Annotated in this window: 21 protein-coding genes; 10 read left to right on the top strand and 11 right to left on the bottom strand. The window is 71.4% G+C overall.

Features of this window, described 5'->3' with window-relative positions:
- The first annotated feature begins 50 nt into the window (after positions 1-50).
- Positions 51-605: a YceI family protein gene (locus TBR22_RS11535; RefSeq protein ID WP_239493135.1), complete on the top strand. Its 555-nt coding sequence runs from the start codon at positions 51-53 to the stop codon at positions 603-605.
- A gap of 37 nt (positions 606-642) precedes the next feature.
- Here TBR22_RS11535 and TBR22_RS11530 read toward each other — a convergent pair whose 3' ends face one another.
- Positions 643-1,824, bottom strand: coding sequence for a DUF1624 domain-containing protein (locus TBR22_RS11530; RefSeq protein WP_239493134.1), 1,182 nt, complete (start codon positions 1,822-1,824; stop codon positions 643-645).
- Positions 1,825-1,989: 165 nt separating this feature from the next.
- Here TBR22_RS11530 and TBR22_RS11525 point away from each other — a divergent pair, with 165 nt between their 5' ends.
- Positions 1,990-2,904, top strand: coding sequence for an ABC transporter ATP-binding protein (locus TBR22_RS11525; RefSeq protein ID WP_239493133.1), 915 nt, complete (start codon positions 1,990-1,992; stop codon positions 2,902-2,904).
- 4 nt (positions 2,905-2,908) lie between these two features.
- Positions 2,909-3,649: an ABC transporter permease gene (locus TBR22_RS11520; RefSeq protein WP_239493132.1), complete on the top strand. Its 741-nt coding sequence runs from the start codon at positions 2,909-2,911 to the stop codon at positions 3,647-3,649.
- Between the two features lie 16 nt (positions 3,650-3,665).
- Here the strand turns inward: TBR22_RS11520 and TBR22_RS11515 are convergent, their stop codons facing one another.
- From TBR22_RS11515 to TBR22_RS11485, 7 genes are all read right to left on the bottom strand, one after another.
- Positions 3,666-6,104, bottom strand: a complete 2,439-nt coding sequence (locus tag TBR22_RS11515) for a metallophosphoesterase (protein WP_239493131.1) — start codon at positions 6,102-6,104, stop codon at positions 3,666-3,668.
- Between the two features lie 94 nt (positions 6,105-6,198).
- Entirely contained in the window at positions 6,199-6,999 is an 801-nt protein-coding gene (locus TBR22_RS11510; protein ID WP_239493130.1) for a DUF1080 domain-containing protein, read from the bottom strand.
- Between the two features lie 85 nt (positions 7,000-7,084).
- Positions 7,085-8,230 (bottom strand): glycosyl hydrolase family 8, encoded by a 1,146-nt coding sequence (locus TBR22_RS11505; protein ID WP_239493129.1) that lies wholly within the window; start codon positions 8,228-8,230, stop codon positions 7,085-7,087.
- Positions 8,227-11,640 (bottom strand): tetratricopeptide repeat protein, encoded by a 3,414-nt coding sequence (locus tag TBR22_RS11500; RefSeq protein WP_239493128.1) that lies wholly within the window; start codon positions 11,638-11,640, stop codon positions 8,227-8,229. The genes TBR22_RS11505 and TBR22_RS11500 overlap by 4 nt, the downstream gene beginning before the upstream one ends.
- A 16-nt stretch (positions 11,641-11,656) precedes the next feature.
- On the bottom strand, positions 11,657-13,276 hold the full coding sequence (locus TBR22_RS11495) for a glycosyltransferase (protein ID WP_239493127.1): 1,620 nt from the start codon (positions 13,274-13,276) through the stop codon (positions 11,657-11,659).
- 48 nt (positions 13,277-13,324) lie between these two features.
- Positions 13,325-14,236 (bottom strand): response regulator, encoded by a 912-nt coding sequence (locus tag TBR22_RS11490; RefSeq protein ID WP_239493487.1) that lies wholly within the window; start codon positions 14,234-14,236, stop codon positions 13,325-13,327.
- Positions 14,236-16,119 carry an ATP-binding protein gene (locus TBR22_RS11485; protein ID WP_239493126.1) on the bottom strand — a complete coding sequence of 628 codons (1,884 nt, stop codon included), beginning with the start codon at positions 16,117-16,119 and terminating at the stop codon, positions 14,236-14,238. The genes TBR22_RS11490 and TBR22_RS11485 overlap by 1 nt, the downstream gene beginning before the upstream one ends.
- A 226-nt stretch (positions 16,120-16,345) precedes the next feature.
- Between TBR22_RS11485 and TBR22_RS11480 the strand changes: the two genes are divergently transcribed.
- The 3 genes from TBR22_RS11480 to TBR22_RS11470 are packed head-to-tail and all read left to right on the top strand — an operon-like array spanning position 16,346 to position 19,792.
- Positions 16,346-16,738, top strand: coding sequence for a response regulator transcription factor (locus TBR22_RS11480; protein ID WP_239493125.1), 393 nt, complete (start codon positions 16,346-16,348; stop codon positions 16,736-16,738).
- Positions 16,739-16,751: 13 nt separating this feature from the next.
- Positions 16,752-18,329: an ATP-binding protein gene (locus tag TBR22_RS11475; protein ID WP_239493124.1), complete on the top strand. Its 1,578-nt coding sequence runs from the start codon at positions 16,752-16,754 to the stop codon at positions 18,327-18,329.
- Positions 18,326-19,792: a sensor histidine kinase gene (locus tag TBR22_RS11470; protein ID WP_239493123.1), complete on the top strand. Its 1,467-nt coding sequence runs from the start codon at positions 18,326-18,328 to the stop codon at positions 19,790-19,792. Before TBR22_RS11475 ends, TBR22_RS11470 begins: the two co-directional genes overlap by 4 nt.
- A gap of 24 nt (positions 19,793-19,816) precedes the next feature.
- Here TBR22_RS11470 and TBR22_RS11465 read toward each other — a convergent pair whose 3' ends face one another.
- Positions 19,817-20,464, bottom strand: a complete 648-nt coding sequence (locus TBR22_RS11465) for a response regulator transcription factor (RefSeq protein ID WP_239493122.1) — start codon at positions 20,462-20,464, stop codon at positions 19,817-19,819.
- 275 nt (positions 20,465-20,739) lie between these two features.
- Entirely contained in the window at positions 20,740-21,543 is an 804-nt protein-coding gene (locus tag TBR22_RS11460; protein ID WP_239493121.1) for a hypothetical protein, read from the bottom strand.
- 215 nt (positions 21,544-21,758) lie between these two features.
- Between TBR22_RS11460 and TBR22_RS11455 the strand changes: the two genes are divergently transcribed.
- From TBR22_RS11455 to TBR22_RS11440, 4 genes are all read left to right on the top strand, one after another.
- Positions 21,759-22,187 carry a hypothetical protein gene (locus TBR22_RS11455; RefSeq protein WP_239493120.1) on the top strand — a complete coding sequence of 143 codons (429 nt, stop codon included), beginning with the start codon at positions 21,759-21,761 and terminating at the stop codon, positions 22,185-22,187.
- 43 nt (positions 22,188-22,230) lie between these two features.
- Positions 22,231-22,755 (top strand): DUF4333 domain-containing protein, encoded by a 525-nt coding sequence (locus tag TBR22_RS11450; protein WP_239493119.1) that lies wholly within the window; start codon positions 22,231-22,233, stop codon positions 22,753-22,755.
- 134 nt (positions 22,756-22,889) lie between these two features.
- Complete coding sequence (locus tag TBR22_RS11445; RefSeq protein ID WP_239493118.1) at positions 22,890-23,303, top strand: hypothetical protein; 414 nt, start codon at positions 22,890-22,892, stop codon at positions 23,301-23,303.
- On the top strand, positions 23,287-24,174 hold the full coding sequence (locus TBR22_RS11440) for a hypothetical protein (RefSeq protein WP_239493117.1): 888 nt from the start codon (positions 23,287-23,289) through the stop codon (positions 24,172-24,174). The genes TBR22_RS11445 and TBR22_RS11440 overlap by 17 nt, the downstream gene beginning before the upstream one ends.
- A gap of 83 nt (positions 24,175-24,257) precedes the next feature.
- Here the strand turns inward: TBR22_RS11440 and TBR22_RS11435 are convergent, their stop codons facing one another.
- Positions 24,258-26,507, bottom strand: a complete 2,250-nt coding sequence (locus tag TBR22_RS11435) for a carbohydrate binding family 9 domain-containing protein (RefSeq protein WP_239493116.1) — start codon at positions 26,505-26,507, stop codon at positions 24,258-24,260.
- Position 26,508: the final 1 nt, after the last annotated feature.

Below are 26,508 nucleotides of genomic sequence, written 5' to 3'. Positions count from 1 at the left end.
CCACGACCAACTGCCGGCCACCGGCTTCGATTCCAGGAGGAGACCACGCCATGACCACCGCCACCGACACCACCACGCTCGCCACCTACGCCGTCGACGCCGCGCACTCGGAGGCGGCCTTCACGGTCCGCCACCTCATCACCAAGGTGCGGGGCCGCTTCGCCGAGTTCGAGGGAACGATCCACTTCGATGCCGCCGACCCGACGCGGTCCGACGTGGCCTTCACGATCAAGGCCGCGAGCATCGACACCAACCAGAAGGACCGCGACGCGCACCTGCGCTCGGCCGACTTCTTCGAGGTCGAGAAGTACCCGACGATCACGTTCCGCAGCACGAGGATCGAGGCCGCTGGCGGCGAGGCCTACGCGGTGACCGGCGACTTCACCATCCGGGACGTCACGCGCAGCATCACGCTGCCGGTGACCTTCCTCGGCAAGGCCAAGGACCCGTGGGGCAACGAGCGCATCGCGTTCGAGGCCGAGTACACGGTCAACCGCAAGGATTACGGCCTGATGTGGAACGCCGCGCTCGAGACGGGCGGCTTCCTGGTGGGTGACGAGGTGAAGATCTCCCTGTCGGTGCAGGCCGTGCCCGCCCAGCAGTAACGGTCACGGACCGCGGGTCGCGGGGCTCCGCTCGAGGTCAGCCCCGCGTCCGCGGCACGTCCCGGCGTCCCCACCAGCGGCATGCCGGATACAGCAGCCCCACCACGGCGGCCCAGGCGACGTACGTGATCGGAAGCGCGTAGCCGAACCCCGGCGGAAAGGCGGCCGCAGGGCCGCCCATCGACGGCAGTGGCATCCAGGCGAACGACCAGGCCGCGCCTCCGTAGGTCCACCACGCCGCCGCCACCGCGAGCGCGTGCAGCAGGAAGAAGTGCGTGACGTAGAAGAACAGCGGCACCCGCCCGAAGACCAGGAACGGGTGGGACGGCCGTAGCGCGCGGCGGTCGAGCCAGGCCAGCAGCCACGCCGCCGGCCCCAGCGTCATCAGCAGGAACGCCAGCGACGGCGGGTACTTCGTCGTGTTCAGGAACGACACGAGGGTCATCACCGCCGACGGCTGCCGCGCCCAGGGCGACGGATCGCCGTACACGTTCAGGGTCCGGAGCACCACGAAGCCCAGCACGCCGATCAGGCCACCGGCCAGCAGCCACCGCCGCCTGACCTCGGGCGCCCAGGTGAAAATCGGCGCCATCGCGAACCCGGCCGCCATCACGGCCACCCACGGCACCAGCGGGTAGCCGACCACGGCCACCACGCCACCTGGCGTGATGACGCCCGGCACGTGCAGCACGCGCCACAGACCGGCCCACGCCCCGAGCGCTTCCGGGCGGATGCCGTCGGCGAGGTGGTGCAGCGCGATCACTGCCAGGCTCCCCCACAGCAGCAGGCGCAACGGCAGGTACTGCAGGGCGGCGAGCGCCATCATCGACACCCCGAGCATCCACAGTACCAGCAGCAGGACCGGCCAGGTCGGCGACAACGAGAACGTCATCGCTACGCGCATCACGGTGACCTCGAGGACGATCAGGCCGAGGCCCCGCCAGACCAGGTAGCGTGCGAGCGCGCCCGGCGACTGACCGGGACGCTGCAGGCGGAGCCACGCACCGGCCCCTGCAGCCCAGGCAAACACCGGCGCGCACAGATGGGTGATCCAGCGCGTGGCGAACAGCAGCGGCGTGGTCGTGGCAAGGTCGGTGGGCACGCCGGTCATCGCGCCCGCGTGGAAGAAGTCGCGGGCGTGGTCGATCGCCATCAGCACGATGACCAGGCCGCGCAGGGCGTCGAGGGCGGCGAGTCGCGAGGAGGATGCGGAAGACAACCTGACGCTCCGTGGGAGCGGCGATTCTACTGCCACTTCCGCGGGAACCATCCCGGCCGCACGCAGCGGATCACGCCAACCCGACCGTCGTGGCACATGCCCGGCAAGGCGGCTGACCGGCCGCACCCCGGTCGTGACGCGGCCGGTTCGGCGTAGTCTAGCGGCGTGTCGCTCGTCATCGAAGTCGCGTCCTTGCGCAAGGCGTACGGAAAGGTCCGGGCCGTGGAGGACGTGTCGTTCGACGTCCACGCCGGCGAGATCTTCGGCCTGATCGGGCCCAACGGCGCGGGCAAGACGACCACGCTCGAGTGCGTCGAGGGCCTGCGCCGCCCCGATGCCGGGCGTATCCGCGTGCTGGCGCGCGATCCGGCGCGCGAAGCCCGCGCACTGCACCCGCGGATCGGCGTGCAACTGCAGGAGGCTCACCTGCAGAAGCGCATCACGGTGCGTGAGGCCGTCACGCTCTGGAGCCGCCTGTACGCGCACACGGTCGATCCGGAGTTGCTCCTGCAGCAGTTGGGGCTGCAGGACAAGCGCGACAGCTGGTTCATGACGCTGTCGGGCGGACAGAAGCAGCGGCTGTTCATCGCGCTCGCGCTCATCCACGATCCCGAGGTCGTGTTCCTCGACGAGCTGACGACCGGACTCGACCCCCAGGCCCGGCGCGCCATCTGGGACCTGGTGCGAGGCATCAGGTCACGTGGCAAGACGGTGGTGCTCACCACCCACCTGATGGAAGAGGCCGAGCGCCTCTGCGACCGGGTGGCCATCATCGACCACGGGCGGATCATCGACGTCGGGGCGCCCGCCGATCTCGTGCGCCGCCACTGCCCCGAACAGGCCGTCAGGATCACGACCGACGACCACCGGATGCCTGCGCTGCTGGCCGCCTGCCGCTCGGTCACGCGCGTCGAGCCGGTGGCCGGCGGCTGCACCGCGCACGGCGCCTCATCGGACTTCCTCGATGACGTGCTGGCGTGCCTGTCGACCAACGGCGTGCACGTCGTGGCGCTCCAGTCACAGGTCGCCACCCTCGAGGACGTCTTCCTCCGACTCACCGGTCACTCCATTCGAGACTGACGGCATGCTGCGTGGACTCTGGACGCTCACCTGGATCGAGACCAAGATCTTCCTCCGCGAACCGCTCGGGGTCGTCGGCACGGTGGGCTTCCCCATCCTGCTCTTCCTGCTGATGCGACGGATGGGGCGTGGCGTCGCGCCGAGCGCGCTGCCACCGCTGCTCTCCAACGACCTGCCGATCTTCGCGGCGGTGATGTCGGCGGTGGGCGCGGTGATCTCGCTGGTGGCCATCGTCGCCATCTATCGCGAGGGCGGCATCCTCAAGCGCCTGCGCGCGACGCCGTTGCACCCGGTGACCATCCTGCTCTCGCACGTGATCGTCAAGCTCGGCTTCACCGCGGTGTCGCTCGCGGCGCTCGTGCTGGCCGGCGCGCGCAGCTTCGGCCCGGCTGCCGGCGTGCCGTTGGCGTCGTTCGCGCTGGCGCTCCTGTTCACGACGCTGTGCCTGCTCTCGATCGCGTTCATCATCGCGAGTCTCGTGCCCACGGCGCGATTCGCGCAGCCGCTCAGCACGCTGGTCGTCTACGCGATGCTCGGACTCTCGGGCCTGTTCGTCAGCATCGAGCGACTGCCGCCCGCGCTGCAGGCCGTGGCTCACCTATTGCCGCTGTCCTACGCGGTCTCGCTGCTGCGGGGCGTGTGGCGCGGCGACGGCTGGACGGCGCACCTCACCGAGATTACGGTGCTCACCGCGATGTTCCTCGCGGGCACCGCGATTGCCGCCCGCGTGTTCCGGTGGGAATAGCGCCAGCGATTGCCGATCACGACCCGGAGCCGTGGGTGTCGGTCGGCCGGGCTGCGGCTGGCCCGTCGGGCCACGGCACCAGCCATTCGATCGGCGCGTCAGTGGCGACGCCGGCCGGGCGCAATCCTGGCGAGGCCTGCAGGTCGCTCCATCGCAGCCGGCCGTGCACGCCCCACGGCAGCACACGCACGCGCCGCGCCGACGGCTCGACGCGCACCTCGACGAAACTCTGGAAGAACGGCGCCTCGTTGGAGTCGAACAACGCCGAGAGCCACTCGGCCGAGAACGGCCAGGCACCGAGGTCGCGCGTCCACCACCACGCGGGACGCCGCCACCACGGCGTCGAGGCCTCGATCTTGTCGGCCACGTCCTGACGCCGCGGATAGTGCGCCCACTCGCGTGTCGCTGGCGTGTCGGGCCACGCGAGTGCCGTGCCGAAGCTGAGATACGCCCCGCCGCCGCCGTTCACCCAGTGGTACATCGGCCTCGGCGCGGCGCCCGCGGCCGGCGGTTCGACGTAGTACTCGAGATCGTGGGTGTCGCCGGCCATGACGATGGCTGCGCCGTGCCGGCGCAGCAGGGCGTGGATGGCGGCAAACCCGGTCGGATCGTCGTCTTCACGATCGACCAGGTAGTGACCACCGGCGTAGAGCGGATGGCCGAGCACCGCCATGATGAACTTGCCCTGCGCAGCCTGCAGCGCCGACTGCAACCACGCCCACTGCTCGGCATCGACGCGGCGCGCGACGCCGGTGTCGACGGCGATGAGCGCGAACTCCTCGGTCTGCACCTGGAAGAACGACGCCCGCTGCCCCGCCACGCGCACGCCGTACTCGCGGCCGAGGCGGGCCGCGGTCGCGATCAGCGCCTCGATGTCGTGGTCGGTGGTGGTGGTGAGTCGCTCGTCGGCCTCGATGCGCGCCCGCATCGCCAGGCGGGCCGCCGAGGGTTCGAGGAAGGTCGCCGCGAAGCCCTCGAGCGCGTCGTACCAGTCGTGGTTGCCGGGAATGGCGTAGACGGGCACGCGCACCCCCTTGAACGGCAGCCAGAAGTTGGCCTCGTAGTTGCGCATCGCCCCCGTCGGGTAGACGACATCGGAGGAGAGCACGACGAAGCGCACGTCGGGCTGGGCCGCCGCCTGCCACAGCGAGTCGCGCAGCACGTGCTGTGACGCGTCGCCCTCGCCGGTGTCGCCGATCACGATGAACGAGAAGTCGCCGCGGGCCGGCAGGTGCGCCGGCGTCACGGCGAACGCCTGCGCCCCCGCGGCCGGCGGCCCGCTGGCCCGCACGCGCTGCACCATGGCCTCGCGCCACGTGTCGGTACGGGCCTCCGCCCACGAGTTCCAGACGCCCGCGGCCCAGTTCTCCGTGTCGAAGTACCAGCTCATGCCCCACACCGGCACCGTCGCCGCAATCACCGCCGACACCGGCAGCCCGATGCGCAGGCCGCGGCGCAGCGCCGTGCGCGGCGAGTATCTCGCCAGTCGCAGCCTGATCGCGAACCGCAGGCGTGCCTCGAGCCAGAACCTGGTCGCGCGCTGGCCGATGCGGACGAGGCGCGACGGCCACCCGCCGAGCGCGAGCGACCACGCCGCGCGCTCGAAGGGGCGCGTCAGCTTGCGGACGCCGAGCCGCGCCGGCACGACCACGAAGGCCGCCACCAGCAGCGCGATGCACCAATCGCCCAGCACCGCGACCGACGGCGACAACAGCCCGACGAGGGTGCGGTCGAAGCCCATGCGACCGGCGTGCAGCGCGAAGAGCGTCGCCGTGAAGCCGACGATCCACTCGCGATCGAACGGGCCGCGCGCGACTTCTTCGTCCTCGATGCGGTTGGCGATGACGATCAGCTCGGGGTGCTCGGCGAGTCCGAGGTCGACGAGCGCGCTGTCGCCCGCGTCGGTCGGCGCGAGGATCGGCGAGGCCAGGACGTTCCACGCCGAGCCCAGGATGCGCAGGAAGGCGGTGACGGCGATGGTGACCGGCTGCAGGTGCTCGCGCAGGATCAGGATCGCCAGACCTAGCACCAGGTTGCCGAGCAGCGGCAGGATCCAGACGCGAAGATCGGCGCCCTCGCGCCCTGCCCTGACGGCGGCCACGCCGCGCGACGCGTAGCGCAGCGCATCGATCAGGAACCACGCGCCCAGCACCACCATGAAGGCGCCCGCCACCAGCGAGCCGCCGTTGAGCACGAGCAACCCGATGAGGGCGGTGCTCGCGCCGTTGGACCAGGCCGCGCGCGCGTCGGCGTCGCGCGCCCGCCGCGACCCGTCGTACACCTCGAGCAGCCCGGCCAGCACGAGGAAGAAGCCGATGCGGTGCATCGTCGTGCCGCTGGCCAGCGGCGCGATCAACGAGAGCCCGGCCAGGACGAACAGCGCGAGCCCCACGCCACGCACGTGGGTGTCGGGGGGCCTCTGGTCGGGCAACGCGGGCTCGGGGAGTGGTGACACGATCGACGACGTGGGCGCGGGCGCGGTCGCCGACCGCGTGTCACGGGAGGCCGCCGGGGATCCCGCCCGTACCGCGCCGGCGCGGCGCGCCGGCCTAGTTCAGCTCACGCACCCAGATGTTGCGGAAGCTCAGGGGCTCGCTCGGATCGCCGTGGGCCTGCAGCTTGATCGGCGACTTGCCGTGCGCCTTGTACGACGGCTTGCCGATGTAGAGCGTTTCGCCCGTGAGCTCGTAGGCGTTCTGGACGAGCACGCCGTTGTGCAGCACCGTCACGCGGGCCGGCGACTTCAGCGTGCCGTCGGCGTTGAAGGCGGGCGCCGTCCACACCACGTCGTAGGCGTTCCACTCACCCGGCTTGCGCATCGCGTTGACCAGGGGCATCGCCTGCTTGTAGATGCTCGCGGCCTGCCCGTTGGCATAGGTGCGGTTCTGGTACGAGTCGAGGATCTGCAGTTCGTACCCCGCGTCGCCGCCGCCCGTGGAGGCCAGGAACAGGCCGCTGTTGCCGCGGCCCTGGTCCTTGCCGGTGATCGAGGCCGGGACGCGCCACTCGATGTGCAGCTGGTAGCTGCCGAAGGCCCGCCGCGTCTGGATGTTGCCCACCGGCTTGTTCACGGTGAACGTGCCGTCGGCGACCGTCCAGCCGGCGGGGCCGCCGCCCTTCACGTTCACCCACTCGTCGAGGTTCCTGCCGTCGAACAGCACGATCGCGTCCGACGGCGCCTGGGCGTCGGTCGCTCCCGGCGTGACCACCCGGGGCTCGGGATCCCAGACCTCGGTGTCCTTCGGGCTCGGCTTGGGTGCGGTCGGCGCCGACGGCTGTTGCGCGGCGAGGGTGGCAGCAAGCAGCGTGGCGAACAGGCACGCCGCAGACAGGGAGAGTCGGGTCGTCATGGCTGTGCGGCGACTATACCGCACGTGGACCGGACGCTGGCCACAGGGCCCGGGCCACGAGTCGGGGGCCGCGCGGGGGGCGCGGTCAGCGTGCCGGAGCACGCAGCGCGCCGAGGGCGGGCGTGCGTCGCTCGATGAAGCCGTCGGCGGCGGCCAAGCCGAACCAGGCCCAGTTGGCGTCGTAGTAGCGATCGTCGGCGCGCATCAACACGTCGAGCGCGTCGTCGCCCAGGTCGGTGTCCCTCCACTGGCGGGCACGCTCGGGCACCACCCGGGTCATGGCCGGCAGGAACGCCGCCGGGAAGCTGAGCGACGTCTCGCGGGTCAGCGGCCGGCCCGACGCGTCGTAGCTGGTCACGAAGCGACCATCGCGCGCGAGGATGCCGTCGAGGCGCCGGGCGAGGGTCGCTGCAAGCTCGCAGGCGCGCCGGTCGGCCTGCAGCCGGCAGGCCAGGTCGACGCGCCACACGATGCGGATGCTGTCGAACGAGAAGGTGCGCCCGAGCATGTGCCCCTCGGGCAGCGCCGACAGTTCCCCGTCGGGCGAGACGATGTTGAAGTCGACGGGCAGGGCTCCCGGGTCCGACGCCAGCGATCGCGCCAGCAGGCGGTAGCCGACGGCCGTGGCCTCCTCCCACCTGCCCTGCGGGTCGAGGCGGGCGAACCAGGCGAACGCGTAAGGATAGAAGTACGAGAGGTTGACGATGCGCTCGCGGCGCGCCCAGTTGCCGGCCGAGGGGAACCAGGCATCGCCGACCGGGATGCCGGTCTGCGTGCGAATCGCCCGCACCAGCGTCGCGGCCCGCGTGGCGTACGCCGGCTCGTCGAACACGATGGAAGCCAGGGCCAGCGCCCACGCGATCTCGATGTCGCCGTCGGTGGCGGTGTTGGCGTCGCGCACCCGCCCCGTGGCCGGGTCCCACAGCCACGAACGCAGTCCGTCCGGCCGATCGAGATGCGCCTCGGTCCACGCCAGCACGCGCCTGAACGTCGCCCGATCCCGCATCCACACGGCGCGCACGAGCGCGTAGGACTGCGCCTCGGAGGACACCTGGCCATCGCGCAGCGGATCGACCACCGCGCCGGACGGGCGCACGTATCGGCCGAGGAAACTGGACCACAGTGCCCCGAGCCGCGCGTCCGGCGTGCGCGGGGGGCCACCCGGGCGACACCCCGCTGCCGTCGCGATCACGAGGATCAGGAGGACCGCGGCCGGGCGGGCGAGCGTCATCGTCCGATCGGCACCTGCACGTCGAGCGTGATCCGCTGCACCCGATAGGCCATCTTGCGGTCGTCGAACACCATGCCGGACACGCCGACCGACACCGGGCCGGCATCGCGGCGCAGGCTGCCGACCGCCGAGTAGCCGAAGCCGCGGCGGCTCTCGCTCTCGAGGTACTGCGGCGTGGCCGACATGTCGATCTGCCACGGCCCACGCGTGACGATGGCCCGCAGCGTCGCACCCGCCGTGACCTGCTGCTCGGGGCTGAAGTATCGCGGGTCGGGGCGGGCCCACTGCTCGACGTAGCCGTAGGGCTGCAGGGCGACCCACGTGTCACGTCGGCTCGACAACGGCAGCTGGTACTGCAGGTAGGCCTGCGACTGCCGGTTCCCGTCGCTGAAGTCGCGCATCGCCACGTTGCCCTGCAGTTCCTGGTGGTCGGTGATCGGCAGCACGCCACCGACGCGCACGCCCGTCGCGTGGAAGTCGCCCGGGATGCTGGCCAGGTCCGTGATCCGGTTGTAGCGCATGCGGGCGTCCCACGTCTCGGCACGCCAGGGCGACTCGCGGAACGCTTCCACCTGGACGGCCTGGCCGCCCGTCTGGTGCCACGCACCGTCGACCCGCCACAGGGGCTGCGTCCTGCCGCGTGCCTGCTCGACGCCCACCTGCCCGCCGAGCGTCGTCCGTGCCGTCGGATACAGCCTGTCGATCAGGATCGTGCCGGCCGACCGGTCGAACTCCGTCGCGCCCTGGCTCACGCGTCCGGTCGCCCACTCGCCCGTGACTCGCGCCCGGTCGGTCGGCCACAGCGAGAAGCGCCCCGCCGCACTTGCATGACGGAAGTCGTTGGTGTCCCAGAAGACTTCGGTCGGCAGCCCGATCAGCGGCCGCCGCTCGGGGGCGAGTCCTTCGAGTCGCGAGGCGGCCTCCTCCGCGCCGGTGCGTGACGCCTCGGTGTAGTCCTGCCGCGCCCGCCAGAGGTCGCCGCGGTCGTGCGCGAGGTCGCCGCGCGCGAGCCAGAACTCCGAGGCCGGCGCGGCGCCGCGGGCGAGCGCCTCGCCGAACCGCACGTAGGCCTCCAGCGTCCGGCCACGCGCCTGCGCCGTGCGCGCCAGCCAGGCCAGCCACTCGCCCGTCACCGGCGCCGGCGCTTTGGTGTCGCGCAGCAGCTCCTCGAGAATCGCCGCCGCCTCGCGCGGTTCGCCGGCCAGGTGACGTGCCTGCGCCTCGACGTACAGCGCGTCGGTGCGCGCGCTCGCGTCGGCCCGCGCCCGCGACGCCCAGCGCGCCGCGTCGGCAGGATGGCCGGCGCCCAGATGCGCCCGCGCCAGTTCGAGTTCCAGACCCGCCGACGTCGAACCCGGCGCGGCAAGGTGGCGCTCGTACCACGCCAGCGCGTCGAGCGGCTGGTTGGCGGCCGCGTGCAGCCGCGCCGCCTCGAGGCACTGGGCGGCATCGGCGTGCCCGCTGCTCCAGGCTTCGTCGTACGCCGCCATCGCCGCTTCACCGCCGACCCGCGCCGCCGCCCAGGTGTACTGGCGCCAGTACGTCTCGCCACGCGCTGCGGCCGGCACCTGTCGCCAGGCGTCGAGCGCCGCACCGTGGCGTCCGCGCTGCGTCTCGAGCTCGGCGATCTTGATCCACAGGCCTGCCGTCGAGGGCGAGGCCGCCAGCAGGCGGTCGTACTCGGCGAGGGCGACGTCGGGGCGCTGGGCCGCCTCGGCCTGCCCGGCGAGCCAGCGACGCTCGTCGGGGGTAAGGCTCCGGTGCCGCGACAACGCCAGCAAGTGATCGACGGCCCGGCCGGCTTGCCCGCGATGGGTCTCGACGTCGGCCGCCACGCGAAGGAGGTCCGGATCGACCGGGCCGCGAAGCGCGACCGGCAACGCCTTCGCCGCGGCATCCCACGACGCGGCGTCGGCGTGAGCACGGACGATCTCGGCCTGGGTGGCCGGATCGTCGGCCCACGACGGCCTGGCGGCCACCGCGCGCGTCCACGCGTCGACGGCCGCACGAGGATCTCCCGCGCGCCGCCAGAGTCGGGCCTCCCGCGCCAGGCGCTCGGCGCTCGGCCCTTCGGCCCGATCGAGGCGCTGCAGGACGTCGATCGCCGCCCGGGTGCGGCCCTGCTGCTCGAGCAACACGCTCAGGTGGTCGAGCACCTCGGGCGACTTCTCGCCCGCGTGCACCGCCCGCTCGTAGGCGGCGATGGCGGCATGCGTCTGGCCGGAGGCCGACAGGTGTCTGGCCAGTGCCAGGAGCGCCGGGCCGCTTCCGCCCTCGACGGCCGCCAGTTGCGCAAGCGCCCGCGTCCGCGTCGCGTCGTCGCCGCGGCGGCGCGCCACCTCGGCGAGCAATGCCCATGCTGCTGCGTCGCGCGGGTGCGCCTCGAGCCACGCCGGCAGCAGCGTCGCGGCCCTGGCGTCGTCGCCGGCCCAGGCCGACGTGAAGGTGATCAGTTCACGGGAGGCGGGCGTGATCGGGAGCACCGCGGCGACGCGGGCCGCCTCGTCTCGCCTGCCACGCTCGGCCAAGGACCAGGCGTACCGGATGCGTGCCTCGGGTGTCAGCGCGCCCTGCGCGAGCAGGACGCGATAGTCGGCGTCGGCGTCGGCGGCACGACCGGCCTGCTGCATCGCCCAGGCACGCGCAGCACGCTCCTCCGCCGTCGGCGTCTCGCCCGGATGCTGCTCCCACAGGACGATCACGTCGTGCGTGCGCCCGAGTGCTGCCGCGACGCGCGCCTGCGAGCGCCATGACGCACGGTCGCCGAGCCCACGCCACGTCTCGTACGCTCCGGTGAGATCGCCCGACGCCTCCTGGGCCGTCGCGACGGCGTTGAGCGCCGCCTCGCGTCCGGCCGGGTCGACCGACGCGAGCCGCGTCCCGAGCTCGATGGCGCGAGGCCACTGGTGCGCCTGCATCGCAGCCTCGAGCGCGCGACCGAGCGCCACCACGTCGCGGGGATCGCGCGACAGGGTGCGGGCGGCCGCCTCGGCAAGGGCAGCGGGATCGCCCGACTGCGCCACCAGCGACAGCCAGCGGTGGCGGATCGGCAACGAGTCCGGGACCTCGACCGCCGCGAGCACGGGCAGCGCCTCTCGGCTCGCGCCACGACCGAGCAGTGCCGTCGCCAGGCCCAGGCGCGCTTCCGTGCGCGACGGGTCGAGCCGGAGCGCGGTGACGAAGGCCGCCTCGGCCTCGCGCCGACGCCCGCGCTCCTGCTCCACGCCACCGAGCAGTTCGAGGACGGCCGGGTCGCGCAGGTCCGCGGGCGAGAGCCCGCGCAACAGCGCCGCGGCTTGCTCGACACGACCAGCGCGCTGGAGCCTGGCCGCCTCGACGACCACCGACGGCGACTGTCGCGGCGCCATCCACCAGGCGGCCGCCAGGGCCGCGAGGAGCCACAGCGCCACCACCGCGACGCGAAGCTTACGAGTGCCGGGCCGGGAGGGCATAGAAGGTCACCGGGTCCCGCTCGCGCTGCCAGCTGTGCCGGTCGAGCGCGGCGATGCAGACGTGCGAGAGCGACCAGATCGCCATCGCCGACACGCAGGCGTTGGCTGCGACGATGCGGGGCGAGGTCGTGTGCATGAACAGGGCGTAGAAGGGGCCGATGGCGTTGGCCAGCAGCAACGCCAGCTGCGGCGTCAGCGCCACGACGGGCGGCCAGGCGCGCTTGCGGCGCGCCGGCTTCTGGTTGTTCACCGTGTAGCCCGGCTTGCTGCGCGGGTAGAACAGCGCGCGGATCGTGTTGGCGGCGTAGATCGGGAACAGCCCGACGAGCATCTGGAACTGCTTGCCCGGCTCGTGGTGACGGAACAGCCACCGCATCGCCAGGGTCATCGTGAGGAAGTACAGCGTGCGCCAGAGCGCGAAGTCGATCTCGCGCCCGGTGAGCACCGTGTGCCCGGTCACGTACGTCCAGATCGGGATCAGGTAGAAGAGCGGCGCGATGAATCCCGCGGTGATGTACGAGTACCCGATGATGAAGTAGTTGATGCGCTTCTGCCACGCGAGGCCGTGCTGCACCAGCGGATTGCGCCAGAAGAACAGGCGCATGGTGTCGAAGGCCCACTGGCCGCGCTGCTTGTACACCCCCCACACGGTGTCCGGCGCCAGGCCGGCCGCCAGCGGGTAGGGGTAGTAGATCGACTTCCAGCCCCGCGAGTGGAGCTCGTAGGACGTCGTCAGGTCCTCGACGAGGTTCCACGTGGCGAAGCCGCCGTTCTCGTCGAGCGCTTCCCGGCGGTACAGCACACCCGACCCGCACGACAGCACCATGTCGTGCGCGTCGAAGGCCGGCTGCAGCGTGTTGTAGAAGACCAGGTCCTGGCAGTAGAACGGGTCGCCCTCGGGCACCAGGAACGACTGCCGCGACTGCACGAACGCGGTCCGCGGGATCGTCAGGTAGGGTGCCATGCGCTCCAGGATGTCGGGCTCGGGCACCTGATCGGCGTCGAGGGTCATCACGTACTCGCCGCGTGCCCGCGCCAGCCCGTAGTTCAGGTTGCCGGCCTTGTAGTCCTTGTTGCCGGCGCCGTCCTTGGCGCGCGACACGTACACCGCGCCGAGCCGCGCCGAGAGCGCCTCGACCTCGTCGCTCCCCTTGTCGTCGAGCACGTAGACGGTCTTGATGCCGGGCCACCTCACGGCGAGCGCGGCCTCCAGCGTCCGCGTCACCACCGACAGCGGTTCGCCGCAGACCGTGATCAGGATGTCGGTGGGCACGGCCTTCAGGGCCATCGGTGCCACCACCGGCTTGAAGCGCATCCGCCATGCACCGGTGGACGCGAGCACGAACAACCCCAGGCAGCCGATCTCGGCGCCAAGGAAGGCGCCGCCGATCAGCGGATGGTTCCAGTCGATCACGCCCACCAGCCACAGCAGGTACGCCAGGCCAGTGACGATGGTGAGCATCGCCAGCCCCTGCGCACGCAGGCGGCGCACACGGTCCTCACGGTCGCCGTGACGCCGGTAGACGACGGTGTGGGGAGCGAGCAGTTCGACGAGGAACGGCCCGAGGACGGGAATACGCCCGAGCAGCCTCATGTCCTGCCTATCGGCATGAGGCGACCCTGCATGAATGCGGCGGCGCCTTCAGGGCAGCCTGGCGGCACGCACGCCGCGGCAGGGCCGCGCCCGCACGAGCACCGTGCAACGCACGTCGCCGCAGCTGCTCACCAGGTCCACCTCCGCCAGCGTGGCGCCGTCCCGAGCCGGATCGACGTGCGTCCAGCGCGTCGAGGCCGGTGCCTCGAGCTCACCCACCTCGCCGGCGCCTCGCAGCGACGTCAGCAGGCGCGCTCCCAGCATCCAGGCGAGGTCCTGCATGGTCGAGGCGATCGCCACGTCGTCGACGGCCCCGTGAGGACGCGCCATCGACGCGAGGACGCGGGCCACGTCGGGCGAGGCACGCAGCAGGAGGCGGTACTCGGCATCGGGACGGGTCATCGCGAGGGCAACCAGGGCGACCTCGTCGCCCACGGCCGCCGGTGGCGGGTCGGCGTCGACGTCGACCTGACGTCCGAGCTGCATGCCGAACACCTGCACGGCCGCGGCCTCGACGTGCGACCGCAGCGCACCCGCACCCGTCCCGGCCGGCAGGTCGGCGCACGGGTGCACGCCCGGCCGAGACGGCCTGGCGTGCCGCGACAGGAATCGCGTCAGTCGCTCGGTCACCTCGCCCGGGCGCAGCGGCTTGGTGACGTAGGTGCCCACGCCGAGCCCGATGGCTTCGCGAACCCGCGCTTCCTCGCGCACCGTCGACATGACCATCACGGGCAGGTCACGCAGCGTGTCGTCATGCCGGATGGCGTGCAGGGTCTCGAAGCCGTTCATCACCGGCATCAGCAGGTCGAGCAGCATGAAGTCGTACCCGCCACGCGCCAGCAGGTCGAGTGCCTCGACGCCGTTGCTGGCGTTGGCAGCCTGGCAGTCGAAGTCCCGCGCCAGGATGCGCGACAGGAGCAGGCGCACGGCCGGTTCGTCGTCGACGATCAGGGCGCGCATCACCACGGGGCCTCCGGCGCGGGCCTCGCGAGCCGCGCCAGCGCGTGGCGACCGTCGAGCACCTCCTGCTCGAGGGCGCGCGCCAGGGTCAGGGCCCTGGATGAACGGCGCTGCCCGCAGGCCAGCTCCAGTTGCGACGCCAGGTCGGCAGCCCGGGTCCAGCCGACGTTGCCGAGCGACGTGGTGAACCGATGCGCGAGAGCGGCCAGGTGATCGAGGTCGGCCGACGCGATGGCGCTGCGCAGCCCGGCCAGGCGCTCGGCGATGTCGCGCGACGCCGCCCCCGCCATGTCGCCGAGCACGCCGAGGCGGCGGAGTTCCACGAGCGCACCCGGGTCGAGCCCGCCTGCGCTGGACGGCAGTGGCGCTGCCGGCGCAGTCGCCGCCACCCCGAGCGGCCTGGCCACGTGGGCGGCGGGCAGCCATCGACGCAACGCGTCGAGCAACGCCGACGGGCGCGCCGGCTTGGCGAGGAAGTCGTTCATGCCGGCCGCCAGGCACGCCTGCCGCATGCCGGCCTGCACGCTGGCGCTCAGGCCGATGATCGGCAGGTCCGCGGCCGCGTGTTCGGCGCGCATCACGCGCGTCGCCTCGAGACCGTCCATGCCGGGCAGGCGGCAGTCCATGAACACCAGGTCGTAGTGGCGCGCACGGATCGCCGCGCATGCCTCCTCGCCCGTGGCGACGAGATCGGCAGTGACGCCGACGCTGTCGAGCACGCGTTCCACGAGCTGCTGGTTGGGGTCGTTGTCCTCCACCACCAACACGTGCCGCCCGGGCAGGGGCAACGTCGTCCCCTGCCGGAAGGGGGCCTGCGGTTGCAGCGTCGCCAGGACGTGGGCCAGCGCCGACAGCCGTACGGGCAGTCGAAGGTGCAGGCGTGCCCCCGCCGGGAATGCCGTGCCAGGCGGCAGCAGTTCCACGACCGGCGTGCCGGCGCGGGCGGCGACCTCCCGATGGCGGTCCGCCTGCGGGCTGCGCGGGTCGAGCAACAACGCGACGTGGTCTGCCGGCAGCGCTGCGCCGGGGACAACGAGCTTCGTGAGGCGGACGCCGAGTCGGGTGGCTTGCGCGTCGATGGACTCGGCAAGCAGCGCGTCCGGCGAAGCGAGGGCGACGCGCCCGGCGCACGCTGGCAGGGCGAGCCCGTCACGCCGCGTGCCACGCTCGAGGCGCAGGTCGATGCGGAAGCGACTGCCCCGGCCGGGCGCGGTCTCCACCTCGATCCGACTGCCCATCGCCGCCACGAGGCGCGACGCGATGGACAGGCCCAGCCCCGTCCCGCCGAACCGCCGGGCCGTCGCCTGGTCGGCCTGCATGAACGGCTCGAACAGCCGCGGCACGTCGTGCTGCGCCATGCCGATGCCGGTGTCCTCCACGTCGAGCCGACACACGACGTGCCGGCCCTCCTCCGCGAGGCACCGCAGCCGCAAGACCACGTGACCGGCCGGCGTGAACTTCACGGCGTTGCCGAGGAGATTGGCGAGCACCTGCCCGAGGCGCCGCGGATCGCCGCGCAGCACGTCGGGCAGCCGCGGATCGACGACCGCGGCGATCGACAGGCGGCGCGCGCCGGTCGTCGCGGCCGCGATGGCGACGGCTTCCTCGACGATGTCGCGCAGGAGGAAGTCGACGTGCTCGAACTCGAGGCGCCCCGACTCGAGGCGCGCCGAGTCGAGCAGGTCGTTGACGAGGGCGAGCAGGTGCTCGCCGCTCATGTGAATGGTCTCCACCAGGCTCGCTGCCTCGGGAGGCAGCGCCATCCGCCGCAGCAGCTCCGTCATCCCGATCACCGCGTTCAGCGGCGTCCGCACTTCGTGAGTGACGGTGGCCAGGAACTCTGGCCCGGTCGCATGGCCGGCGGCAGCGTGGGGAGCAGTCAACAGCCGAACACATCGGCGCGGCTCGTCACATCTTTAGATAGTCCGGCAGACATGCACGACGAATGAAGGATCCTCGCGAGTGATCGAGCCGCGTGTGCACCGCGGCCGCGGTCGAACGGCAGCTCGGCCATGGGTTCGTGTGTGATGAACGTGTTGCCCTTCACGCCCTGACCTTGGGATAGTTGTCGGGTTGCACATGCCCTCCTATCGTGGAACCGAGACGGCAATGAACGCTCCCGCGCGCATCGCGCTCGTCGATGACGACCCCTCGATTCGCCGGGGCGTGGCGCGCATGCTCGAGTTGAGCGGACTGCACGTGACGACGTTTCCGTCGGCCGAAGCCCTGCTCGCCCTCGACGCGGCCGCCGCGTTCGACTGCCTCGTGCTCGACATCCACCTGCCGGGCCTGAGCGGCCCCGACTGCTACGGCGACCTGCGGGCCCGCGGCGACGCGCCGCCGGCCGTGTTCATCACGGCGCACGACGCCAACGAGACCCAGGACATGCTGCAGCGCGTGGCGCCAGCCGCCTGCCTTCGCAAGCCGTTCCGCAGTCAGCAGCTGCTCCAGGCCATCCGCGACGCACTGCAGGCGCCGTCGGCCACGGCCGTGCACGGGTAGGTCGCTGCCGCCAGTGCCGCGCCGTCTCCTGCCATCGGGCACGGCCTCGCCAGCCGGCGTCGGTCTGGTACTGGCCGCCCTGGCGTTCCTGGCAACGCTCATCCCCGTCATGCCCGGCGGCATGAGCCAACGCCTGCTCGCCGTGCCCAGCCCGGGGGGGTCGCGCGAGGCCACGTCGCACTCGGCGCCGAGCGGCACGCAGGCCGGGATCGGGCAGGGCCGGCTCTGGGACAGTCACCGGCAGTGGATCCTCGCCGGCGGCACTGTGCTGGTGCTGCAATCGATCCTCATCGGTGGCCTGCTCTCCGAGCGGTGGCGACGCCGACGGTCGCAAGACGAACTGGCCCAGCGGCTGCGCATGCAGGCGCTGGTGGCGACCATCTCTTCCTCGTTCGCCGGCGCCTCGCCCGACCGCGTCGAGGCGCCGATGCTCGCGAGCCTCGAGGAGATCGGCCGGGTGCTCGGGACCAACGACTGCGCCCTCTGGGCCTGGCAGACGCCAGACCCCGCACCGCGGCTGCTCTGTCGCTGGGTGAACGAGCCCGGCGCCCTGCCCGTGCCGACGGTGCTCGACCAGGTGCTCTTGACGTGGGCGCGTCCCCGGCTCGAACGCGGCAAGGAAGTGCACGTATCGGACATCTCCGAGGTCGTCGCACCGGAGCGTCGGCACGGGGCGGGCCACGTGGTCTCCATGCTGCTGCTGCCGCTGCGCGTCGATGGGCGGGTGGTCGGCGTGCTGACCCTGGCGCACCCGCGCTCGCAGGACTGGACGCGACAGGTCATCGGTGACCTGCGTACCATCGGCGGCATCGTCGCCACGGCGGTCGTGCGAGCCCGGGCAGCCGCGTCGAGCCGCGCCCAGCTCGAGACGCTGGCGCAGGTCGACCGCATCGCCGGACTCGGGGAAGCCGCCGCCTCCATCGCGCACGAGCTCAGCCAGCCCCTTGCCGCCATCCTGAGCAACGCCGAGGTGGCGCATCACCTGCTCGGGCGCCCTGATCCGCCGCTGCACGAGGTGCGCGACATCCTGGCCGACGTGCTCGCCGACGACGAGCGCGCCGGCGGCATCATCCGCAACATGCGGACGACACTGCGCAAGCACCGGGTCGAGGCGATGCCGGTCCACGTCAACGTCGTGGCCACGGAGATCCGCCGACTCGTCGCCCACGACGCGCGCATGCGCCGCGCCAACATCGAGCTCCATCTCGGGCAGGGTGTGCCACTGGTGCACATCGACGAGACGCAATTGAAGCAGGTCCTCCTGAACCTGGTCGTCAACGCCGTCGATGCGATGGGCCACCTGCCGGTGCGGCAACCGGTGCAGCTGCGCACCGCGGCACGTGACGGCGGCGCGCTGGTGGAGGTGCGCGACTTCGGGCCGGGCATTCCGCCCGACGTCCTTCCGCGACTGTTCGACCCGTTCTTCACCACCAAGCCCGACGGGCTCGGCGTGGGCCTGGCCATCTCCCGCTCGATCATCGAGGCGGTCGGCGGACGCATCTCGGCGGCGCCAGCCGAAGGGGTCGGGGCCGTCTTCCGCGTCTGGCTGCCGGCGCACGCCGACGTCGGGACGGCGCGGGGACCGGCGTGACGCGGCGCATCCTGTCGTGCGTCCTGTGCCTGCTCACCTCCAGCGGTGCGCTGGGCGCGACCACCACTCGGCCGCTGGCCGACGTCACTCCCGAGGGGCTCGTGCACGGGGAGCCGTCCCTGTGGGAGACCTCGCAACCGTGGGTGGTCGTCGGGCTGTCGGCGCTCGCGCTGCAGACGGCCTTGATCTTCGGCCTGGTCGCCGAGCGGCGACGGCGGCGCGATTCGGAGGAACGCCTGGCCGCACGCCTGCGACAGCAGGCGCTGGTGGCCGACGTGTCGACCGACTTCGCCAACCTGCCCGACGGCGATCTGGCGCCGCACATCACGGCCGGCCTGGCGCACGTCGGGGTCGCACTGCAGGTGGCCGAGTGCGCGATGTGGACCGTCGACGATCCCGCCCGGCCCTCGCTCATCGCGCGGTGGCGCCTCGAGCCGGGCGCCACGAGCGCCTCGATGCTCGACGACGCCCTGCTCTGCTGGGCTGCGCCGCTGCTGCTGCACGGGGAGGTGGTGCACGTCGACGACGTGTCCGAGGTCCTCGAGGTCTCGATGGCCCGCGGCGAGGCACAGGGCACGGCGGCCCTGCTGGTGCCCCTGCTCGTCGACGGACGCGTCATGGCGGTGCTCTCGGTACGACACCGGGGCACGCGCCTCTCGTCGGAACGCATCACCGACGACCTGCGGACGGTCGGCGAGATGATGGCGGCGGCTCTCGTCCGGCGACGGATCGACGCGTCGATCCGTCATCAGCTCGACGCGCTGGCGCACGTCGACCGGGTCGCCGGACTCGGCGAGTTGGCCGCGTCGCTGTCACACGAGCTCAACCAGCCGCTGACGGCGATTCTGAGCAACGTCGAGGCCGCCATGACGATCCTGGAGCGGCCCGACCCGTCGGTCGCCGAGGTTCGGGCCATCCTGGCCGACGTGATTGCCGACACCGAACGGGCGAGCGGCATCATCAGGCACCTGCGCGCCATGCTCAGGAAGCAACACGTCGACGCGCAGCGAGTGGACGTCAATGCGGTGGTCACCGAGGTCGTGCAACTGGTGGAGCACGACACGCGCCTGCGCGGCAGCTCGCTCGACGTGTCGGTGCACGACCCACTGCCGGCCGTGCGGATCGACCCGACGCAGCTGAAGCAGGTGCTGTTGAATCTGGTGGTCAACGCTACCGACGCGATGGCGGCCCGCACGTCGAGGGAGGCCGTGCAACTGCGCACCTTCGTGCGCGACGGCGGCGTGGTGATCGAGGTCCGCGACCATGGGCCGGGTATCGCTGCCGGCGCGTTGCAGCGATTGTTCGACCCCTTCTTCACCACCAAGCCCAATGGCCTCGGGGTGGGGCTGGCCATCACCCGCTCGATCGTCGAAGCGGCGGGCGGGCTGATCACTGCGGAGAACGTCGCTGCCGGAGGAGCAGTCTTCCGCGTCTGGTTGCCGACCGCGCCTGCCGAGGGATGAGCCCGTGCGGCGCGCCGGGGCGGCCTACCGCTGCGCGACGGGACCGATGGGGGCCTCGAGCACGCCGATCCTGTCGAGGAGCAGCACGAGCTCGGGCACCGAGTTGACCCCCAGCTTGATGAGGCCCCTCGCGCGGTGGAACTTGATGGTGGCCAGCGTCAGGTTGAGGTCGTAGGCGATCTGCTTGTTCAGCTGGCCACGAGCGACCCCGAGGCACACTTCACGTTCGCGCGGCGTGAGTGATTCGTACCGGGCCCGCAGCCCGGCGAGTTCCTCGGCGCTGGCGAGCAGACTCCTGTGACGCTCGACCGCCTCCTCGACCGCGCGCAGGAGATCCTCGGATCGCACCGGCTTGGTGAGGAAGTCCATCGCACCGCCCTTGAGCGCCTGCGTGGTGGCCGGGATCGTGCCCTGCCCGCTCAGGAAGACGACCGGCTGCGTCCATCCGGCGGCCCGCAACCGCTGCTGGAACTCGAGGCCGGTCATGTCGGGCATCTGCAGGTCGACGAGCACACAGCCGAGCACCTGGGACGGCGGGCGCTCGAGGAACGCGAGGGGGCTCGGCACCGGATCCACCGTGTAACCGCCGAGGCGCAGCACGCGGCCGAGTGCAGTCAGGAAGCTCTCGTCATCGTCTACCGCGAAGACGGTGGCCGCCAGTGGCTGGGTCATGATTGGTCATGAATGCTAGCGCAAGGGCGTGGGCCTTGTGTAGGCAAATCGCCCCGGTGTCACGTTCCTGACACCTCCCCTCGCGGGCCGGGACGACGGCTCCGCCGTGTACCATCCGGGGCGCCGCGGCGACCTCGCCCGGGGGCCGATCGGGCGCACCGGGGGGCATGCGTAACGGCCCGAGGCATCGGGCCAGGCGCGCACGCCTCCGGACGGGTCCGGCCAGAGACCCGTCAGGAGATGCGTACGCGTTTTCGGGGGGCGGGCGGAGCGACTCAGCGCGCCGGCGGCGACGACATCCCGAAGGCCTGCGCGACAAGGCTGGCCTTGCCACCGAGGACTCCCAGGATCGGCGAGGCGGCGGGCACGGGCGTCCTGCCAAGCGACTCCTCGACTTTGGCCACGCGACCGAGCAGCTGCGTGGCCGTCGCGGTGGCGGGCTTGCCGTCAGCCACGGCCGACTTCAGGGCCCTGGCATCGTTCTTCAGCAGGTCGATGTCGCGCACGGACGCCTCGCGCGTCGTCTTGTCGATGGACTTGTCCTGCTTCAGGCCGGTGTCGACGGCCTTCTTCAGGCGATCGGCGTCGCGCGCCAGGCCTTCGGCTGCAGCCACGAGTTCCTTGTCGCCGATGCGACGGACCGGCGCGCCGGCGGGCATCGGGAACGCGGTGCCGTAGGCTGCGGCCAGGACCTTCAGGTTCTCGGCAAACCGGTTCCACTCGCTCTCGCCCCTGGTCGCTGCCTGGTCGCGCTTGAAGTAGGCGTCGATGGCAGTGGCCTTGCGCAGGAAGTCGGCGGCTTCCGTGCTCGCCGAGTAGTCCTTCTTGTACCGGTCCTCGAGCTTCTCGGCGGCATCGCTGAAGTCCTCGAGCGCGCGCTCGACGTTCACCTCGCCGGTCGGGCCGCGATAGATCGCCTTCTTCATCTGTGGATCGAGGGCGTCACGGAACCGGTCCTCCTCCGACGCAATCCTGGAGATCAGCTTCTCGAGTTCCTTGTCGGTGAGGCGTTCGGCCCGGGCCAGCGCCGGCACGAGGCACAGGACGGCAGCGGCGAGCGCCAGCAGGGTCTTCTTCATCGCACGTCTCTCCAGTAGGTCGGCCAGCACATGGGCGTGCGCGAGTCGCTCAGCGGAGGCGCGACACCCGTTGATGGATTGTCGTGACGCGGGCGCGTCCCTGCCAGTTGGACCTTGGCGCAGGCCCGGCGCCGCCCGTGACGCCCGTCACGTTTTCCCCGTTCTCGCCCACTCCGTTGCTGAGGTAGTGTGTGTCACGTCTTCGGAGGGCACGGATGGCCAGCGGGCGGTCGTGGGTGAAGTGGGTGGGCATCGGGTGTGGTGGAGCGCTCCTGCTCCTCGGCGGGTTCATCGCGGCGATCTTCTTCGTCGTCGGCCAGGCCACCGCCGAGCCCGAGAAGGTCGCGCGCGCCTTCGTCGAGGCGACGTCGCGCGCCGACTTTGCCGCCGCCCACGCGCTGTACTCGGCGCCGCTCAAGGAGCGCCAGTCGCTGCAGCAGTTGCAGGAGGCCGCCGCGGCCACCCCGTCGCTGTACAAGGTGACGGACCTGTCCTTCTCGTCGCGATCGGTCGACCAGACCGGCGCCGAGTTCAAGGGCACCGCCACGCTCGCCTCGGGGACGACGGTGCCGTGCCGTTTCAAGCTGGTCCGCGAGAAGGACGCGTGGCGCCTGATCGCGTACAACCTCGGTGGCGACGACTGACCGCGCCGCCTGTCCACGCCCCATGCGTCACGAAAGGCTCTTCATGCGTCCAATGGTCCTGCTGTCGTCGCTCCGCCTGCCTTCCCTCGTCCTGGTCGCGTCGCTGCCGATGCTGGCCGGCTGCACCCAGAACCTCAACGTCGAGTCGATCGGGCCCTCGATCACGCAGGGCGTGTCCGACCAGGTGGGCCTGAAACTGGCCAAGGTCTCCTGCCCGAGCGAGCCGCGGCCGCTCAAGAAGGACGACGTCTTCGAGTGCGTCGGCGACGTCGAGGGCGGCGGCACGCTGCGCATCGCCGTGACGCAGACCGACGACACGGGCAACATCACGTGGAAGGTCGCCAGAACGGAGGGCCTGCTCGACCTCTCCAAGGTGGAGGCCTCCATCGTCACCGGCCTCAAGCAGCAGGCGCAGGTCGACGCCAAGGCGACCTGCGGCGGCAAGTGGAAGGCCGCCAAGAAGGGCGACGCCTTCGACTGCAACGCCACCGCCCCCGACGGTACGCCCATCCCGATTGCCGTCACCGTGACCGACGACCAGGGCAACGTGAGCTGGGAGACCAAGTGATCGGCTAGCGGGTCGTCGTGATCGATTGAGCGACGACCACGCTCGTCGCGAAGGGCCGGCCCCGGTGCCGGCCTTTCGCGTTTCCGGTCGACGGCATGCCCATGCCCCCCCCGAGTTGGTCCATCATGACGGCCATGCGCCACTGGCGTCCGATGTTGCCCGCGCTGGTGCTCGTCCTGGTCGCAGGTCGCCAGATCCAGCTCGCGAAGGTGTCGGCACTCTCGGCCTGGAAGGGCGGCGGCTTCGGCATGTTCTCGACGGTCGATGACGCCCCCCATCGCACCCTGCGGGTGATCGTGGAGGCGGCGAACCGATCCGAGGAAGTCGCGATCGCGCCCTCGCTCGAGGACGACGTGGCGCGGGCGCTCACGCTGCCCGACCCGACACGCCTGCGTCGGCTGGCCGAGGCCGTGATCGCGCGCGAGCGACGGTACGCCCGTCCCGTCTCGCGCGTCCGCATCACCGTGTGGCGGCACGAGGTCGATCGCACGACGCTGGCCATGACCCCTGTGGTGCTCCGCGACTTCGGCCATGACGCGCCTCCGTGACTGGTGGCGCCCCGCGCACGCACCTGGCGTGCAGATGGCGCTCACGCTCGCCGCCATCGTCCTGCTGCTGCGGCCCATGGGCCCGTGGTACGTGCAGGCGCCGCTCCTGTTCATCGGCGCACTCGCCATCGTGCGGCCCGAGACGGCGCGCGTGCCGGGACTGTGGCTGGCCGCCGCCCTCGCCATCGGCGCACGGCTGGTGGTCGAGTGGCCGCTGCCCGACAACCACATCTACCTCACCGCGTACTGGTGCCTCGCCGCGGCCCTGGCCCTGCACGGCCAGGAGCCGGAGGCACACCTGGCCACGGCGTCGCGCCTCCTGCTGGCGCTGGCGATGACGCTCGCCGTGCTCTGGAAGGCGTTGCTCTCTCCCGACTACCTCGACCAGCGGTTCTTCCGCGTCACGCTCATCGAGGATCCACGCTTCGCGTCCGTGTCGATGCTGGCCGGCGGCCTGACCGATGCACAACTCGAGGAGAATCGCGCCGCGCTCGCGCCGCTGCCGGCAGGTGCCGAACTGCTCGACCCGCCGATCCTGCGCGAGCCGCGGCGGCTGCGCGTGCTGGCCGCGGGACTCACGTGGGGCGGCGTCGGCCTCGAGGCGCTGCTCGCGCTGGTGCTGTGGGTACCCGGCCGCCGCGCCCGACCCTGGCAGCACGCCCTGCTGCTGATCTTCTGCCTGGTGACGTACGCGGTCGCGCCGGTCGCGGGCTTCGGCTGGCTGCTGCTGATCATGGGCCTGTGCCTGTGCCGTCCCGATCAGCACGCGCTGCGCGCCACGTATGTCGCGACGTTCTTCGTGGTGCTGCTGGTGACCGAGATCCCATGGGCCACCGTGCTGCTGCACGCCTGGCGCACCGTCGCGGGCTGAGCGCGCTGCGCCGCCCCCGCCTCCCGACTCCCGACTCCCAGTCCCGACTCCCGACTCCCGCCTCCCGATTCCCGGTCCCCCGCCTACTTCAGCACGTCGAACATGTGGCTGTACTTGATGACCAGGCTGCGGTCGGTGCGCTCGGGACGCTGCACCAGGTCGTACAGGTACCGCGTGTCGTTGTACACGATGAACAGGCCGGTGTTGGCCGCCTGCAGCCATCCGAAGCGGATGTTCATCGACCACAGGTCGGCGCGGTCGTTGTACTGCAGCAGCGACTGGACGAACGTGCGGGGCGTGAACGAGTAGTTGACGCGCGAGCGCACCAGGTTGGTGCGGAAGTGGCCGCCCGGCAGGTCGACGTCGTTGAGGCTGTACGAGGTCTCGGTGGTGAACGCCTCGCCGACGCGCAACCGGAACGTGTGATTGGTGGTGACGCGGCTGCCGCCGAAGAAGCCGCCGATGTAGGTCTGCAGGTAGTAGCTGACCGGTGCGCCCAGGTTGGTCTGGAACACGAACTGGCCCTCGGCGTGGTCGTACGTCCCCGGTGGCACGAAGATCCCCGGGTAGATCTGGAACGGGGTGCGCACGCCCTCGGTGGTGAGGTTCATGCCGGTGTGCACCTCGTAGGCGTTGCGGAACTGCCAGTGGTTGTCGATGTGCGTGTACATCGTCTCCTGGAAGCCGTCGAAGCCCCAGAAGCTCCGGTACGAGGCGTGCGGCCGCACTTCCTGCAAGCCGAGGAAGTTGCTCGGGCGGAAGCGCGTCATGACGCGCACGTCAGGCTTGCGATAGCCGGCACGGGTGAGGAAGCCGACCTCCGGGTTGAAGTCGTTGCCCACCTGCTGGTAGCCGAGGTCGAGATCCCAGCGGCGCGTGTTGGTGCGCGAGCGCATGTTGAAGGCCGTGTCGGTCGGCTTGCCGTCGCCTTCGGTCGCGGAGACGAAGCCGGACAGGAAGGTCTGGAGGCCGATGCCGAGGCGGCCGTCGACGGCGTAGGTCCGCCCCGAGTCGTTCGGCCTGGCGTAGTCGCCCGAACCGGCGCGATTGGTGAAGAGCACGCCCAGCTGCGACCGGTTCGGCAATTCGCGATTGAGACGAATCACCGCGAAGTTGTTGCTCGGCACTGCCGCCGCGCCGGGGGCGGGGTCGAGGCTGTCGGTCTGCATGTCGAGCAGGCCGACGTTCCAGGCGCCGACCTTGCCCGACGCGCGACCGCCGCCGAGGATCGGGATGGGCCGCCCCGCGGGCGAGATGCCGATCGCCCGACTGAAGAAGAGATCGACCTCGCCGGGGTTGCCCACCGCGAAGAAGCCGGCGTTCTCGAGGAAGAACGGCCGCTTCTCCGGAAAGAACAGGTTGAAGCGATCGAGGTTGACCTGCTGGTCGTCGACCTCCACCTGCGCGAAGTCGGTGTTGATCGTCGCGTCGAGCGTCAGGCTCGGCGTGAGGTTGTACTTCAGGTCGCCGCCGACGTCGCCGAGCCAGTTGGTCTTCGCAGGGTTGACGCCGCTGGTCAGCACGTTGCCGAGCACGTACGGCATCAGCTTCAGGTTGCGGAACACCGGCACGGCGACGTCCTCGACCGTGCCCGCCAACGACACGCGGGTGATGGTGAACTGTCGCGGGATCGGCGCCCAGTACGACCGCTCGTTGCGCCGACGGATGTTGCGCTGGAAGTTGACGCCCCAGGTCTGCGCCCGGCCGGCCGGATACCGCAACGTCTTGAACGGGATGGCGAACTCGGCCGACCATCCGATGTCGGAGATGCGGGCGCGCACCTCCCACGCACCGTCCCAGTTCAGGTTGAAGCCGCTCCCCGACCCGCCCATCTGCATCTGGGCGTTGCTCAGCCCGCCTCCGCCCTGGCCCTCGTTGGTGACCTGGCCGTCGTACTCGATGCCTGCGGGGTTGGTGCCGAACACGAACCCGTTCTGCCGGTCCCGGTACGTGTCGAGGATCAGGCGGAACGAGTCGGTCTCCTCGAGGGGCGCATCGCGCCTTGCGTCGGAGACGATGATCCCCGACGGATCGGAGTCGTAGCACACGACGCCCACGTAGAGCCGGTCGGCGGTGACCCGGAACCGTACTTCGGTCCGCTCGGTCGAGGGCTGGCCTTCGAAGGGCTGCTCCTGCACGAAGCCGGACATCGGCACGACGTCCTTCCACGCCGGATCACCCAGTACGTCCCCGTCGAGGGTCGGGGCCGGTCCGGTCGATGCCCGGCCGGACGGACGCGGCATCAGCAGCGGCGAGGTCGCCTCGGCGGTGACCGGCTGCGCGGTGACGGGCGCCGCCGGCAGCAGGGCCAGCGCCGCCACGGCGAGCCACAAG

Source organism: Luteitalea sp. TBR-22 (genome assembly GCF_016865485.1).
Taxonomy (GTDB): Bacteria; Acidobacteriota; Vicinamibacteria; order Vicinamibacterales; family Vicinamibacteraceae; genus Luteitalea.
This window is presented reverse-complemented; position numbering and strand designations above follow the sequence as displayed.

Coding starts and splice junctions, on each gene's coding strand:
- TBR22_RS11455 (WP_239493120.1), top strand. CDS start 21,759: ATGGCCAGCGGGCGGTCGTGGGTGAAGTGGGTGGGCATCGGGTGTGGT.
- TBR22_RS11480 (WP_239493125.1), top strand. CDS start 16,346: ATGAACGCTCCCGCGCGCATCGCGCTCGTCGATGACGACCCCTCGATT.
- TBR22_RS11505 (WP_239493129.1), bottom strand. CDS start 8,230: ATGACGCTCGCCCGCCCGGCCGCGGTCCTCCTGATCCTCGTGATCGCG.
- TBR22_RS11460 (WP_239493121.1), bottom strand. CDS start 21,543: ATGAAGAAGACCCTGCTGGCGCTCGCCGCTGCCGTCCTGTGCCTCGTG.
- TBR22_RS11465 (WP_239493122.1), bottom strand. CDS start 20,464: ATGACCCAGCCACTGGCGGCCACCGTCTTCGCGGTAGACGATGACGAG.
- TBR22_RS11445 (WP_239493118.1), top strand. CDS start 22,890: ATGCGCCACTGGCGTCCGATGTTGCCCGCGCTGGTGCTCGTCCTGGTC.
- TBR22_RS11535 (WP_239493135.1), top strand. CDS start 51: ATGACCACCGCCACCGACACCACCACGCTCGCCACCTACGCCGTCGAC.
- TBR22_RS11490 (WP_239493487.1), bottom strand. CDS start 14,236: ATGCGCGCCCTGATCGTCGACGACGAACCGGCCGTGCGCCTGCTCCTG.
- TBR22_RS11450 (WP_239493119.1), top strand. CDS start 22,231: ATGCGTCCAATGGTCCTGCTGTCGTCGCTCCGCCTGCCTTCCCTCGTC.
- TBR22_RS11440 (WP_239493117.1), top strand. CDS start 23,287: ATGACGCGCCTCCGTGACTGGTGGCGCCCCGCGCACGCACCTGGCGTG.
- TBR22_RS11495 (WP_239493127.1), bottom strand. CDS start 13,276: ATGAGGCTGCTCGGGCGTATTCCCGTCCTCGGGCCGTTCCTCGTCGAA.
- TBR22_RS11510 (WP_239493130.1), bottom strand. CDS start 6,999: ATGACGACCCGACTCTCCCTGTCTGCGGCGTGCCTGTTCGCCACGCTG.
- TBR22_RS11520 (WP_239493132.1), top strand. CDS start 2,909: ATGCTGCGTGGACTCTGGACGCTCACCTGGATCGAGACCAAGATCTTC.